Origin of the sequence: Pseudoalteromonas rubra (assembly GCF_000967655.1) — a bacterium.
In the GTDB taxonomy this organism is placed as follows: domain Bacteria; phylum Pseudomonadota; class Gammaproteobacteria; order Enterobacterales; family Alteromonadaceae; genus Pseudoalteromonas; species Pseudoalteromonas rubra_A.
The window spans coordinates 16041-32217 of sequence record NZ_JXYA01000024.1; the positions used below are offsets into that span (position 1 = coordinate 16041).

Sequence of the window (16177 nt, forward strand, 5' to 3'; positions counted from 1 at the left end):
GCATGGGCGTTATTCGGGGCCCGGATAACACATGGCCACAGGCACAGCGCTTTTGCAGTAAACACAGATATGAGTTAGTCAGTCATTATGGAAAACATCAAACAGCTACTCGTTGAGCTCGAGCAGGCGGGGATCCGGCTATTTCTGCAAGATGGGGCATTAAAGTCGAAAGCCAAAAAAGGGGCCATCACGGCCGATATCGCAAAGCAGATCAAACAACATAAAAGCGCCATTGTTGAGACCCTGGCCCAGCACCAGCAAGCCACTATGGTGAGTCCGCTGACTCATCGGGACGACCTCAGCAGTTACCCCTTATCCTTTGCTCAGCAACGCTTGTATACGCTGGACCAAATTCAGGGCGGCTCCAGCGAATATCATATGCCGATGGTGTTCAGGCTCAGTGGCCAAATTGATGTGGCGCTGATTGAGCGCGTATTTCGCGAGATAGTGACGCGCCATGACGTACTCAGAGCGGTCTTTACTCAGACTGAGCAGGGCGTGCAGCAGTCACTGCTCGACCCGCAAGATTTTTGTCTGGTACAAGAAACCCTGGCCGAGCAGGATGAAGCCGCCGGGATTGCGCAGTTTATTGATGATGCGGCCGCACAGCCCTTCAATCTGGCTGCGGATTTTATGCTGCGGGTGCGCTTTTTGGCCCTGATCACAGAAGACGCCGGGGTGCTGTTTATCAATATGCACCATATCGCCACCGACGGCTGGTCCATGGATATTTTGCTCCGGGAGTTTTTTGCGCTCTACCACGCTTATGGCTATGGCCAGCCTAATCCGCTGCCAGAGCTGGCGATTCAGTATGCCGATTATGCCCAGTGGCAGCGCGACTGGTTACAAGGGGAGGTGCTGCACACCCAGCTCAATTACTGGCGACAACAACTGGCCGAATTGCCAAGGGTGCATGCCCTGCCACTGGATTTTCCAAGGCCGGAGGTCAAGGCATATCAGGGAGAGGTGGTTTCGCAGCCGCTCAGTGCCGGGTTGTGTCAAAAGCTGTCGGCCCTTGCCCGGTGCTATGCCCTGACTCCGTTTATGCTGATCCACGGCGCACTGGCGCTGGTGCTGTCCCGCAACAGCAATCATCATGATATTGTGATTGGTACGCCGGTGGCCAACCGCCGTCAGGTTGAGCTGGAAGCTTTGATTGGTTTTTTCGTAAACACCCTGATCCTGAGGGTCGACACGCAGGACCAACCTCTTAACGACTATCTGGCGCAGCTAAGGCAGGTACATTTAGATGCCCAGTCGCATCAGGATCTGCCGTTCGAAAAACTGGTCGAGGTGCTGAAAGTACCCCGCAGCACCGCGCACAGCCCGCTGTTTCAGATCATGCTCACCACCAACTCAGACTATGGCGTGAGCGAGCCCCATGCCGACACCACAGAGCTGGCGGGCCTGTCCATCACGCCCATGAGCGGCAGTGGCGCAACGACCAAGTTTGATCTCGACATCAATGCCTCGCTGAGTGATGCAGGCGGCGTGATTGAATGGACCTATGACGTGACGCTGTTCACGCACGCACGTATTGAAACGCTGGCGCAGCATCTGGGCAACACTTTAGCTTTCCTGGCACAGCTGAATAGCGATAGCACACTGAGCACCGCGGCTATTCCCATGCTGAGCGATGCCGAGATTGCACAGCTTTGCGCATTTAACGACAACGCCCTGGCTTATCCGCAAGCGCTTTGTATTCATGAGTTGTTTGAAGAGCGGGCCGCGCAACACCCCGAGCGCAGTGCCGTGCATCGCGGTGCGACCACGCTGAGCTACGGTGAGCTCAACGCCCGGGCAAACCAGCTGGCGCACTATTTGCGGTTTGAGCACCATATCGGCCCGGATTGTCCGGTGGGTGTCTGCCTGGAGCGTGGCACAGACATGATAGTCGCGATGCTGGCGATTCTTAAAGCCGGCGGGGCCTATGTGCCGCTCGACCCGGCATACCCGCCAGAGCGCCTGGCCTATCTGATTGAAGATGCCAGCCTGAGTGTGGTGCTGACCCAGCAAAGTGTGACCAGCACAGTGGCGCTGCCTGGTGCTCAGGCGGTGATGCTGGATGAGTTGATTGCCACGAGCAGTGCTTTCTCGCGTTATTCCACCGCGAATATCAGCCGTAAAGAAAGCGGCGTGACGGAGCAGCACCTGGCTTATCTGATCTACACCTCAGGCTCCACCGGTCAACCCAAAGGGGTGATGATTGAGCACCATAATACCGTGGCCATGCTGTACTGGGCGCGGGCAGCTTTTAACGATGAGGCGCTGCGCCGGGTACTGGCTTCGACCTCGCTGAACTTTGACCTCTCGGTGTTTGAAATCTTCCTGCCGCTGAGCTTTGGTTTTGAAGTGGTGGTGGTTAAAAACGCACTGGCGCTGGCGGATGAGGCGCTGGATATCAGCCTGATCAATACCGTTCCCTCTGCAATGAAGGCCTTGCTGGATGTCGGCGCGCTGCCGCAGAGCCTGACAACGGTGAACCTGGCCGGTGAGCCACTCACGGCGCAGCAGGTCAATCAGATATTTGCTGCCTTGCCTCAGGTTGAAGTGTGCAACCTTTATGGCCCCTCGGAAGACACCACGTATTCAACCTGTGCGCGCTTTAGCGGTGAATTGGCGTCCGTGCCGGATATCGGCCAGGTGATAGCCAACAGCCAGGCTTATGTGCTGGGCAATGCACTGGAGCGACTGCCAGTGGGGTGTGTCGGTGAGTTGTATCTGGGGGGCGCAGGTATCGCGCGCGGTTATTTGAATCGACCCGACCTGACCGAGGAGCGCTTTATTGCCAACCCTTATTATCAGGCGAGTGCGCACGATAACAGCCCGCGCTTGTATCGCACCGGTGACTTAGTGCGTTATCGTGCGGATGGACGACTGGAGTTTATTGGTCGCAGCGACGATCAGGTCAAGATCCGGGGCTTCCGTATCGAGCTGGGCGAAATTGAACATCGCCTCAATCAGCTTGACGACATTGCACTGTCGCAGGTGTTGGCGCGCACACTGAACGATGGCCAACAGCAGCTGGTGGCCTATGTGCAGCCTTGTCTCACGTGTGAGACAGCTCAGGATGAGACGCAGCAGGCAGACTGGATAGCCGAGATTAAAACGCGTCTTGGGCAACAACTGCCTGCCCATATGGTGCCCGGCCTGTTTGTGGTCATGCCACAGTGGCCGCTGACCCCGAATGGCAAGATTGATAAAAAAGCCCTGCCCGCACCTGACGCACTGCAACAAAGCAGTGCCCAATATGTTGCGCCAGAGACCGAGCGGGCTCGCCTGTTGGCAGGCTTATGGGCGGAGTTACTGGGGCTGGAGCAGGACAAGATCAGTGCCACCGCCAACTTCTTTGAGCTGGGTGGCCATTCTCTGTTGATCATGCAGCTACTGGCCAGACTCCAACAGCACCAGCTGAGCAGCAGCGCGCAACAGCTGTTCCAGGCCAAAGACCTGGCCGCGATGGCCGCCGTGATTGACAACGCCGACGAGGCATTCACAGTCCCTGAAAATAACATTCCGGCGCACTGTGAGGCCATCACGCCTGAGATGCTGACGCTGGCAAGCCTTGAGCAAGACGAGATAGAGGCCATTGCCGCGGCTGTGCCGGGTGGAATGCGCAACATTCAGGATATCTACCCGTTAGCGCCGCTTCAGGAAGGGGTGTTGTTTGTCCATACCCTCAACCCGGAGCACGACCCATATGTGACCACGGCCAGTTTTGAGTTTGCCTCAGCAGACAAGCTGGCCGGGTTTGTGACCCAGCTGAGCGGGTTAGTGCAGCGCCATGATGTGCTGCGCACTGCCATATTCTGGCGCGGCCGGGAGCGGGCGATGCAGGTGGTACTGCGTGAAGCGACTTTACCTGTGACTGAGCTGGCACTGAGCGGGGACGACCTCAAAGCGCAGTTCGCTGAATTTGTGGCAAACGGTCCACATGGTTTTGATCTGCAGTCTGCGCCGCTGATCCAGTTAATCACCAGCCCGCAGGACGAGCAGGGCCATATTTTTGCCATGCTTAAGTTCCATCATTTGATCACCGACCATGTTTCCCTAGAGATCCTGATGGGTGAACTGGAAGCCGACGACATACAGGCATTGCCGGCGCCTTTGCCGTATCGCGAGTTTATTGCCCGCTCGATGGCGCAAAGCGCACAGCTCGACACGGCCGAGTTTTTCACCGAACTGCTGGGAGATATAGATACTCCCACTTTGCCGTTTGAACTGGCGCAGGTTGCCGGTGATGGCAACGCGGTGGTTGAATACACCCAGGCGTTAAGTGCCGCGCAGTCTGGGCAGATCCGCACCCTTTGCAAGCGCTATCAGTGCAGCCCCGCCGCTTTGTTCCACCTGGCCTGGGCTCAGGTTTTAAGTGCCTGTTGTGGCCGCGACGAGGTGGTGTTTGGCACTGTGATGTCGGGCCGCATGAATGGCATGCCAGGCATAGAGCGAATGATGGGCATGCTGATCAACACCTTGCCGATCCGCGTGACTCTGGGCCATCAGGCTGCTCATTTGGCACTGCAACAAGTCAATGCGGCGTTGCAAGCGCTGCTACCCTATGAGCAGGTGTCGCTGGCCGAAGCGCAAAGTTACAGCGGAATTGACGGCAACGCGCCGCTGTTTAGTGCGATTTTAAATTACCGCCACTCAGCCACGCATTCAGCGCCTGAGGGCGCACAGCAGCAAGCCGACCCGGGCATTGCCCTGCTCAGCACTCGCGAGCGTACCAATTACCCGTTTGATCTGTCGGTGAACGACCTCGGTGAGCACGATAACTTCAGTCTCGATTATCAAATTGAGCACAGTGTTCCGGCAGCGCGCATCGCGGCTATGATGGACACTGCACTGACGGCGCTGCTTGCGGCGCTGGCTGAGCACACAGAACAACCCGTTGCCACACTTGGGGTGTTAAGCGACGCTGAGCTGGCTATGCTCAGGCGCTGGCAAAGTCAGGATGCCGATTATCCGCGCGGTGCCTGTATTCATGATGTGTTTGAGCTGCATGCCAAAGCCACGCCCGACAGCATCGCCGTGCAACTTGGCAGTGAAACGCTCAGTTATGCGGCGCTGAACGCCAAGGCTAACCAGCTGGCGTGCTACCTACGCGAGACGCATCAGGTCAGTGCCGGCACCCTGGTCGGATTGTGTATTGGCCGCTCGCTCGACATGCTGGTGGCCTGCCTGGCGATACTTAAGGCGGGCGGTGCTTATGTGCCACTGGACCCGAACTACCCGCAATCACGACTGGCTTATATGCTGGAAGACACCCAGCTGAGCGTGGTGCTGACCGAGCAGGCACAACAGCAAACGCTGGCATTCAGTCCGGTTACCCAGGTGGTGCTGGATGACCCACACAGCGCCTGGTCATCATTCAGTGATGAGGATCTGCCACGGGCCGTGGGGCTTACGCCTCAGTCGCTGGCGTATGTGATTTATACCTCCGGCTCCACAGGCATACCAAAGGGCGTGATGACGCCCCATCGCGCGGTCAACCGTCTGGTTCATGCGCCAAATTTTGTGACGCTGAACGCAGAGACTGTGTTTTTGCAAAGCGCTAATATCGCCTTTGATGCCGCGACACTGGAGATCTGGGGACCGCTGCTTAACGGCGGGCGCTGTGTCTTGTATCCCGACAGCCAGATCACCCTGGACGGGCTCAATACCGTGCTGAGCACACAAGGAGTCACGGCACTGTGGCTGACCTCAGGCTTGTTTACCGAGTGGAGCAAGGTCTGCGGTGAACTCAGTACTGACTCGCTTGCGCTACAACATGTACTGGCCGGGGGCGATGTGCTGAACCCACACGCCGTTAGCGCGGTGCAGCAGGCACTGCCTGAGGTTATGGTGATCAACGGCTATGGGCCGACGGAAAACACCACCTTTACCTGTTGTTACCCGGTGCCACGAGGCAGTGACATCAGCGCCGGGGTGCCAATCGGCCGGGGTGTTCAGGGCGATACATTACTAATTTTAACGCCGCAGGGGCGCCGGGCTGCACAGGGCGTAGTTGGCGAGCTGTGCGTGGGCGGTGATGGCCTGGCACTGGGCTATCTGAACCAGCCCGCGCTGAGCAAAGAGCGCTTTATTCACAACCCCTATGCCAGCGAAGCCGGACAACCCGAGCTGCTGTATCGCAGCGGCGATTTGGTGCGCTGTACGGATGATGGGCTGATCAGCTATGTTGGCCGCCTCGATGACCAAATCAAGATCCGGGGCTTCAGGGTCGAGCTGGGTGAAATTGAACGCCAGCTCGAAGCGCTGGATGATGTGACTCTGGCTCTGGTGACCATCAGGGCGCGCAGTGAAGGCGACAAGCAACTGGTTGCATATGTTGAATTAAACTCCGGCTGCGAGCAGTCAGACTCAGGTGCCCAGATGCAGGCACTGGCGGCGGCTTTGGCTGCACAGCTGCCCGCTTATATGGTTCCGGCAGCATTTGTGCCGGTACAGGCATGGCCGTTAACCCGCAACGGCAAAATCGACCGGCAGGCACTGCCGGAGCCGGATTTCAGCCTGATGCAGGCCGAGTATGTGGCCCCGGCCAGCGAGCTGGAAGATATGCTGGTGGCCATCTGGTCTGAGTTACTGGACCTGCCACCGGAGCAAATAAGCACGGGCGCGAACTTTTTCGAGCTGGGCGGCCACTCTTTACTGGTGATGAAGCTGCTTCAGCTGCTCAATCAGCGGCTGGAGATTGAGCTGCAAATTGCCGACCTATATCGCTGCGAGAACATTCAGCAGATAGCCGGGTTTATAGAGTCGGTGCAGGCCATTCATCACCAGGCCCAGCCACAGCAACAAGACAACGATGAATTTGAGGATTTTGAGCTATGAGTGTGGAGTCGCTCTTTCAACAACTGCAACAGGCGGGCGTTATTTTTCAGTCACAGGACGAGAAAATCACCCTCAAGCTGCCCAAACAGATGGACAGCCAGCTAAAGCGCCAGCTGGCAGAAAATAAAGACGCACTCAAGGCGTTTTTACACCAGCTCTATGCTCGCAGTAACAAGCGTCCTGTGCTGGTCAAAACCACCGGCAACCGGGCGCCCTTGTCTTTTGCCCAGCAGCGCTTGTGGATGCTTAACGAATTGCACGGCTCCAGTGCACATTACAACATGCCGCAGATCTATCGGGTAGCAGGCCAGCTGGAGCCGGTGCTGGTCGAGCAGGCACTGGCGCAAATCGTGGCGCGCCATGAAGTACTGCGTACTGTGTATCAGTCGCATCAGGGCCTGGCCACTCAGGTGGTACGCGATGAGGTGGCCTTTACCTTAACCTGTGTTGATTTAAGTGCGCATAACGAGCAGGCGGCGAAGCAGGCGCTGGATAGTTTGATAGAGTCGGATGCCAGAACGCCTTTTGATTTAAGTCAGGACTTGATGATCCGGGCAACCTGGGTAGATCTGGGTTTATCCGCAGACCTTACTCAGGCGCAGGGCTATCTGCTGCTGAATATGCATCATATTGCCTCGGACGGCTGGTCGATGGCGGTGTTGAGCCAGGAGTTTTTTGCCCTGTACGCCAGCCTGGCACAGGGCAAAAGCGCGCCGCTCCCGCCATTAACACTGCAATACAAAGACTATGCGCAGTGGCAGCGCGACTGGCTGAGCGATGAGGTGCTCGCCTGTGGGTTGGATTTTTGGCGCGCGACGCTTGCTGATATCCCGGCGCTGCATAGTTTGCCGCTGAGCTACCCAAGACCGGCGCAAAAGGGCTATCTGGGCGCTAAACTCGATGCCGCGCTGGATGCGACACTCGCAAGCGCACTTGGCAATCTTTGCGAGCAACATCAGCTCAGCCCCTTTATGCTGATGCATGGCGCGCTGGCGCTGACCTTAGCGCGCTTCAGTGGCGGCTCGGATATCGTCATAGGGACGCCGATTGCCAATCGTAACGATGCTCAGCTCAGAGACTTAATCGGCTTTTTTGTCAATTCCCTGGTGCTCAGAGCAAACACAGAGCACGAAACGCTGGCAGCGTTTTTAGCCCATATTCGCAGCGTAAACCAGCAGGCGCAGTCTCATCAGGATGTGCCTTTTGATCAGGTGGTGGAGGCGTTGAACCTTGAGCGCGACAATGCGCACACGCCGGTGTTCCAGATTGTGCTGACTAGCAACTCAGACTATGGCGTGACCGCTGAGCAGCCCGCCGGTGTGGCCCTGCCTGAGCTGTGCATGACACCGCTGATGAGCGATGAACCCATTTGTAAGTTTGATATTGAGCTTAACCTGAGCCTGGATGAGTCGGGTGTGCAGATCACCTGGTTATACGACAAGGCGCTGTTCAATGAGGCGTTGATCGCTCGCTTTAATGCGCAGCTGATGGTCATTCTCGAGCGTCTGGCCGATGCCGCGAGCCATGCCGGTGCGCTGTCGCTGAATGAGATAACCGCACTGCACCCGGATGAGCTGGCCAAGCAACAAGCCCTGATGACACCTACGGCGCTGAGCGACGCCGCTCAGTTAACGGTGACCGAGCTGTTTGGCCTCAGCGCAGCGCGTGCCGCGCAGCAGATTGCGCTGGTGTGTGGTGAGCAGCAGCTGAGTTATGGCGAGCTGGACAGTGCCTCTAACCGGCTGGCGCGCTATCTGCTGGCACAAGGCCGCCAGGCTCATATCGGCTTATTATTGCCGCGGGGCATAGAAATGGTCGTGGCCATGCTGGCGGTATTAAAAAGCGGCGCAACCTATGTGCCGCTCAACCCGGATTATCCGCAGTCCCGTATTGACCACATCATTGCAGATGCCAACCTGCAACAGGTGATCACTTGTGCAGCCCACAAAGAGTTATTGCAAGGCAATCAGGCACAGGCACTGGTATTAACGCCCGAACTGAACATCGCCGGGTGTGAGACGTTTACGCGATTTGGCTCAGCGCCCGTAACCGAGCGTCAAAGCGAGCCACACAGTGCCGCGTATGTGATTTATACCTCAGGGTCGACCGGCATGCCCAAAGGCGTGGCGGTGCCGCACCGGGCCATCAGCCGCCTGGTGATGTCGCCGAATTTTATGACGCTGGATGAGGATACGGTGTTCCTGCAAGCCGCGAATGTGGCCTTTGATGCGGCCACCTTAGAAATTTGGGGCCCGCTGCTCAATGGCGGGCGCTGTGTGATTTACCCTGAAACACATATCACGCCGGATACCTTAAACCAGGTCATTGCCACTGAGCAGGTCAATGCCATGTGGCTGACGGCCGGACTGTTCAGCGAATGGAGTAAAAGCTGTGCAGATGCGCCTGAGCAGCTGCGCACTTTACGCACTGTGCTGGCGGGTGGTGATGTGCTGGAGCCGCAGGCGGTGGTGCGGGTGCAGCAGGCACTGGCGGACGTGCAGCTGGTCAATGGCTATGGGCCGACGGAAAACACCACCTTCACCTGTTGTTATCGGCTTCCTGCCGACTTCGACCCGGCCAGTGCCGTGCCAATTGGTAAGGCATTGCAGGGCGACAGCGTGATGGTGCTCAATGGCAATGAATTAGTGCCACATGGCTGTGTGGGTGAGCTGTGTGTCAGTGGTCCCGGACTGGCGCTGGGCTATTTGAATTTAGCGGCGCTGAGCGCAGAAAAGTTCACCGCCAATCCGTTTTACGACGAGACCCAGCAAACAGTCTATCAGCGTCTATATCGCACCGGCGATTTGGTGCGTATGCGTGACGATGGCGTGGTGGAATACATTGGCCGGAGCGACAATCAAATCAAGATCCGCGGCTTTCGGGTTGAACTGGGCGAAATTGAACAACAAATTACACAGCTTGATGCCATCGCCAGTGCGCTGGTGGTTGTGAAAGGCGAGAGCCACAAGCGTCTGGTGGCCTATGTTGAGCTGACGGCCACGGCGCGCGAGCATGACAGCACCGACAGCGCCCTGCTAAGTCAGACGCTGGCGCGTATTCTGCCTGCCTACATGGTGCCGGACGCCCTGGTGCTGGTGGCGCAGTGGCCTTTGACCAGCAATGGTAAAATCGACCGCCGGGCACTGCCTGAGCCAGATTTTATCGAAGCGCAGGAAACGTATATCGCACCAGTGACTGCGCCTGAGCAGGCGGTGGTCGAAATCTGCGCTGAGCTGCTTGAGCGCGACCCGGCGCAGCTCAGTACCTCGGCCAATTTCTTTGCGCTGGGCGGCCACTCACTGCTGGTGATCCAGTTGATAGCCAAACTTAAAGCGCGCGGTTATCAGGTCGATAGTCAGGCGCTATTTACCAGCAGCAGCCTGGCCGGAATGGCCAGTTTACTGACAGAAGACAGCGGGCAGGGGTTTGTGGTGCCCGAGAATCCAATTAAACCGGGCTGCACTGAATTAACGCCGACGCTGCTAAACCTGATCACGCTGACCCAAAATGAGATAGATGAGATCACGGCACAGCTGCCGGGCGGGGCGGTGAACATCCAGGATATGTATCCGCTGGCACCGTTGCAGCAGGGGATCCTGGCCATGCACACCCTGAGCGATGGCCGTGACCCTTATGTCACGACCATGGCATTTTCCTTCTCGCAGCCGGAATTACTGACGCTGCTGGAAGCTCAGCTCAATACGCTTATCGCCCGCCACGATGTATTGCGCACCGCGATTTTATGGCGCGGTCGCACAGAGCCGCTTCAGGTGGTCCTGCGGGCAGCGCACATTACCGCGCAATGGTTGCCGGTAAAGGCGGGCCAGGATGTACAAACAGTTTTCGAAAACTACGTCGCACATGGTGCGCACCGCCTTGAGCTGGAATCGGCCCCTATGATGCAGTTGCAGGCCATGGAGGATAAGCAAACGCAGCAAATTTATGCGGTGCTTAAAGTACATCACCTGCTGATTGACCATGTTTCGCTGGATATTCTGATGGCCGAGCTGGCGCAGATAGAAAGCGAGGGAGCAGCGAGTCTGCCTGCCGTTACCCCGTATCGCCACTTTATTGCGCGGGTGCTGAACGACCAACAAGATCACGACGCTCAGCAGTACTTTAAAGCGCAATTGGGGGAGTTTGATCAGCCGGCGTATCCGTTTGGGCTCAGTGAGGTAAACGGCGATGGTGGCCACATTGATGAATTTAAACAGCGTATTGCGGGCGAACTCGCAAGCCGGGTAAGAGACTATGCAAAAAGCCAGGCGATGAGCCCGGCGGCCTTATTCCACCTGGCCTGGGGGCAGGTTGTCGCAGCCTGCGCGGGTCAGCAGGATGTGGTGTTTGGCACTGTGTTGTCGGGGCGGATGCAAGGTGGCCCTGAGCTGGCACAGATGCTGGGCATGATGATCAATACCCTGCCCATTCGTGTGACTTTGGATCAGCGCACCGCGCGAGTGGCCCTGCACGATACCCATGGCGCTCTTCAGTCGCTGCTGCCCCATGAGCAGGCACCGCTCTCTGAGGCCATGCAGGCCTCGGGCGTGGCGGGCAATATGCCGCTGTTCAGCGCGGTGCTCAACTATCGTCATTCGCACGATGTCAGCGCACCTGATGAGCAGGCCGAGCTGAAACTGTTAGGGGTGAAAGAGCGCACTAATTACCCGTGTGTGATGTCAGTCGATGACCTTGGCAGTGATTTTTCCTTGACGCTGCAAGTCGACAGCAGCGTTGGGGGCCAGCGAATAAACGGTTATTTGATAGCGGCGCTGACTCAGCTGCTGGACGCGCTTGAGAGCGACTCACCACAGCCGGTTGCCACCTTGCCAGTGTTGCCAGATGACGAGCAGCATCGTTATCTGAGCCAGTGGAATGATACCGCGCAAAGCTATGCGCGCGAGGCGTGTGTACATCAGCTGTTTGAACAGCAGGTTGCGGCGACGCCGGGGAATATCGCACTGCGCTTCGAGGCGCAGACCCTCTCTTATGCCGCGCTGAACAGCAAGGCCAATCAGCTGGCGCATTATTTGCGAGACACCCATCACATTGGCCCGGATTCACTGGTTGGCTTGTGCGTGGAGCGCTCCCTGGAAATGGTGATTGGCATCTGGGGTATTCTTAAGGCCGGCGGGGCGTATGTGCCGCTGGACCCAGAGCTGCCCGCAGCACGACTTAATTATCTGGTTGAGAATGCCAGTGCCGATGTGGTACTTAGCACCCGCGCTGTGGCCAGTCGCGTTGAACTGGGCGAGGCCACCGTCGTGGCGCTGGATGACTTTGATTATGACGCCCATGACGAGCGCAATATCCCGGTGAGCGACATCGGTCTTACCTCGCGCCATCTGGCTTATATGATCTACACCTCCGGCTCCACAGGCAAACCCAAAGGTGTGCTGCTGGAGCATCAGGCGCTGCACAATCGCATCGACTGGATGGACAAGGAATATGGCTGCGATAGCAAAGACAAAATCCTGCAAAAGACGCCATACAGCTTTGATGTCTCGGTGTGGGAGTTTGTCTGGCCTATGCTCAAAGGTGCCGAGCTGGTGATTGCCAAACCGGGTGGACACAAAGACCCCAGCTATCTGAGCGAGCTGATCACAGCCACAGGCGTGACCAAGCTGCACTTTGTGCCTTCGATGTTAGGGGTAATGCTGGAGCATGGCGACTTGAGCCGCTGCACCTCAATACAGCAGGTGTTCTGTAGTGGCGAGGCATTGCAGATAAGCCATGTTGAACAGTTTAAGGCCTGCCTGCCAACAGCGCAGCTGCACAACCTGTATGGCCCGACGGAAGCCGCCATCGACGTCAGCTACTGGGACTGTGCGCAACCCCATGGCAGCAGCGTGCCCATTGGTAAGCCCATTCAGAATATTCAGCTGCTGATCCTCGATGAAGCACTTAATTTGTTGCCTCAGGGCGCGTGTGGTGAACTACACATTGGTGGTGAAGGCCAGGCCCGTGGTTACCTCAATCGCCCTGAGCTGACCGAAGAGCGCTTTATTGCCAATCCATTTTTCGATGCCAGCGCGGCAAACAGCAGCCCGCGTCTTTACAAAACCGGTGACTTAGTGCGCTACCGTGAGGATGGCAATATTGAATACATGGGCCGGATGGACCATCAGGTGAAGATCCGGGGTTTGCGTATTGAGCTGGGCGAAATTGAGTTTTATATCGGTGAACACAGCGAGGTAGATTCGGCGCTGGTGATGGCTTTAACGGATGAGCATGGTAATCAGCGTCTGGTGGCCTATGTGAAGCCACTGCACGAGTGCGATGAGCAGGCACTCAGCGCAGCCATCAAAGCGCAGCTTAGCGAGGCATTGGCCGACTACATGGTGCCCGACAGCTTTGTGTTTGTCGGTCAGTGGCCACAAACCCCCAACGGTAAAATTGACCGCAAGGCATTGCCTGCGCCCGAATTATCTGGGCTGGCTGGCGCATACCAGGCACCACAGGGCGATGCGGAAGTGATGCTGGCGCAGGTGTGGGCCGATGTACTCAAGCTGCCGGCCGGGCAGATCAGCCGCGATGCTAACTTTTTTGCGCTGGGTGGCCACTCATTATTGGTGATGAAGCTGGTGCAGCACATCGACCAAATCTTTAAAACCCACGGCATTGCCATCAACAAGGTGGTTGAGCGACCGACACTCAGCGCCATGGCGCAGCTGATCACAGATCACAACGACCATGAGTGGCAGGCCATTCGCCCTGTGTTGTCACTGGACTTTGACCCGGCCGCAACGATTTATCTGGCACCGGGGGCGGGCATGACCAGCGGCGGATACATGGACCTGGCGCGAGCGTTACCTCAGGTGCAACTGATGAGTCTGGAGCCTGTGGGCATGAGCGAGCAGGACCCGCAAATTGACAGCTGGGATGCGCTGATAGCCTGTTACGCCGACGCCATTATCAGCGAGCGCACAGCCCGTGGCGCGCAGAATGAGCCTGTGGTGCTGATGGGCCACAGCTCTGGCGGCGCGGTGGCATTTGCAACGGCACTGAAGCTGGAGTCATTAGGGTGTCAAACACAGTTGCTACTGTGTGAGTGTTTAGTGGCAACCAATGATGAGACCGAGTTCGAGATAAGCGAAGACGAAAAGCACGAACTCATGCTGTCTTACGCCAGAGAACTGAAACCCGAAGACAGCGAGGAGCAGTTGCTGTCCTGGCTCAGTCTGGCCATGACCCAGCGCTTGTTCAATGTGTATTTCCAGCAGGTTGACTGGTCGCGGCGCTATCAGCCCGAGGCCAGCCTTCAGGGCGTGGTCTGCATGATCACTACCCCTGAGCTGGGAGAGGACTACTGGCAGCAAAAACAGACGCAGTTGCAGGCGCATGTCAGCAACCAAATTACGACCATTAACACTCAGGGCAAACACGTCACTATGGTGAAAAGCCCTTATGTCAGTGGTCTGGCAGATAAGCTCATGACGCTACTGGCATGAGTGAACAGCACAAAAAGCGGGTTCTTTGACCCAAACAGGCAGGCTGAGGCAATCGTGCCTCAGCCTGAGTAATACCCATTTTAGTTTTAAGTAACCATTACAAGGCTGTTTTATGTTATACCGGCTCGTTTTATCTCATAAGAAACTCCTCATTCTTGCCACTTTGTTGAGTGTGGTCAGTGCCTTATCCGGCATTGGCATCATCTCACTGGTCAATGCGGAGATAGAAAATGTGTCTAACCCCGACTCGGATGTGCTCAGGGGCTTGGGCATCTTTTTCGCTGCGCTGGCGGGGTTTTTAACCTTCAGCGTGATTTCTCAATACATACTGACCAAGTTGTCGGTTCAAATTATGGTGAGCATTCGCGAAAACTTAGTAAAGCGGGTGCTTTCTACCAGCTATGAGCAGATTGAGCGCGTTGGCGGCCATCGCATATTCGCAACCCTGACCAAAGACATAGAATCGCTCACCGCAACCCTCAGTGCGGTGCCACATGTTGCATATAACCTGGCAACCGTGCTGTTGTGTTTTGCCTACATGGCCTATCAGTCCTGGCAATTATTTTTGTTTGTCGGTGGCGTTTTACTGCTGGCCATGGTGGTTGCGCAGCTGCTGATGGGGCTGGGCATACAGCGTTTTCAGGCGGTCCGGGAGCTCGATGACAGCTTATTTAAAAACTTTCGAGCGCTGATCGACGGTGGCAAAGAGCTCAATATTAACTTCAACCGCAAGCGCTTTTTCTACAAAGAGGTGGTGACGCCGAACATTCAGGAAATTAAAAAGTCGACGATTTCAGCGCACATTGTTTTCATCATTCTGAGTAACTGGACCAACTTAATCCTGTTTCTGGCACTGGGCTCTGTGGTGTTTATGTCACAGCTGTTTTTGAGCGGTATTGCCACGGCCGTGGTGGTGAGCTTTGTACTGACGCTGGTGTATGTGATAGGGCCGCTGACGGTGCTGATCAACACCTATTCTGTGGTGGCGGAGGGCATAGTATCGAGCCAGAAAATTGAAAAGCTGCAACTGTCTGAGGAGATCCTGACCGATCAGCTGGATAACACGCTGAACCCGGAGCACAACTGGCAAACCCTCGATATTGAGGCCATTGAGTATGAATACCGCCGCGATGACAGCGACGACTATCACTTTTCTATCGGGCCTGTTAGTACGCAAATTCAGCGCGGTGAGATTGTTTTCCTGATCGGCGGTAATGGCTGCGGTAAATCCACTTTCGCCAAGGTGCTGTGTGGTTTGTATACCCCAACTCAGGGTCGCATTCGCCTTGACGGTCGCGATGCCGCACAGGCGATGGACTGGTATCGTTGCCACTTTAGCACCATCTTTTCTGACTTTTACCTGTTTGAGCAAGTAATCGACGCCAACGGCATGCTGGCAGACGACAACAAAATTCGCCAATACCTGAGCAAACTCAAGCTGGACCAAAAGGTCACGGTAGACAAGGGCATTTTGTCCACCACTGAGCTGTCTCAGGGTCAGAAAAAGCGTCTGGGTTTACTGCTGTCTTATATGGAAGACACGCCGCTGTACATCTTTGATGAATGGGCTGCCGATCAGGACCCGTATTTCAGAAACTTCTTTTATCGCGAGCTGTTACCCGAGCTGAAGTCGCTGGGTAAGACGGTATTTGTGATCAGCCACGATGAGCATTATTTCTCGCTGTCTGACCGCATCCTCAAGTTTGAGGCCGGTCAGATGGAAGACGTCACCGCGTCATTCCCGGCGACACCGCCCGTTGATAAACATCAGCCTGTTGCCCTGGCTTAACCGCCAGATTGGCGGGCGCAGGTCCGCCACGTTTCGTTGCCTTTTTTGGCCAGAGTATTATTAAGGTTCCCGCAAACCGGGGCCAGTGAGTATGGATAGACCAATA

At 56.3% G+C, this 16177-nt stretch carries 3 protein-coding genes; all 3 read left to right on the forward strand.

All coding sequences use genetic code 11. The features are described from left to right. Positions 1 to 87: 87 nt before the first annotated feature. The 3 genes from TW77_RS11525 (at position 88) to TW77_RS11535 (ending at position 16071) form a co-directional block, all read left to right on the forward strand. Positions 88 to 6834, forward strand: coding sequence for a non-ribosomal peptide synthetase (locus tag TW77_RS11525; protein ID WP_046005130.1), 6747 nt, complete (start codon positions 88 to 90; stop codon positions 6832 to 6834). Beyond that, complete coding sequence (locus TW77_RS11530; protein WP_046005131.1) at positions 6831 to 14282, forward strand: non-ribosomal peptide synthetase; 7452 nt, start codon at positions 6831 to 6833, stop codon at positions 14280 to 14282. Before TW77_RS11525 ends, TW77_RS11530 begins: the two co-directional genes overlap by 4 nt. A gap of 112 nt (positions 14283 to 14394) precedes the next feature. Next, positions 14395 to 16071 (forward strand): cyclic peptide export ABC transporter, encoded by a 1677-nt coding sequence (locus TW77_RS11535; protein ID WP_046005132.1) that lies wholly within the window; start codon positions 14395 to 14397, stop codon positions 16069 to 16071. Positions 16072 to 16177: the final 106 nt, after the last annotated feature.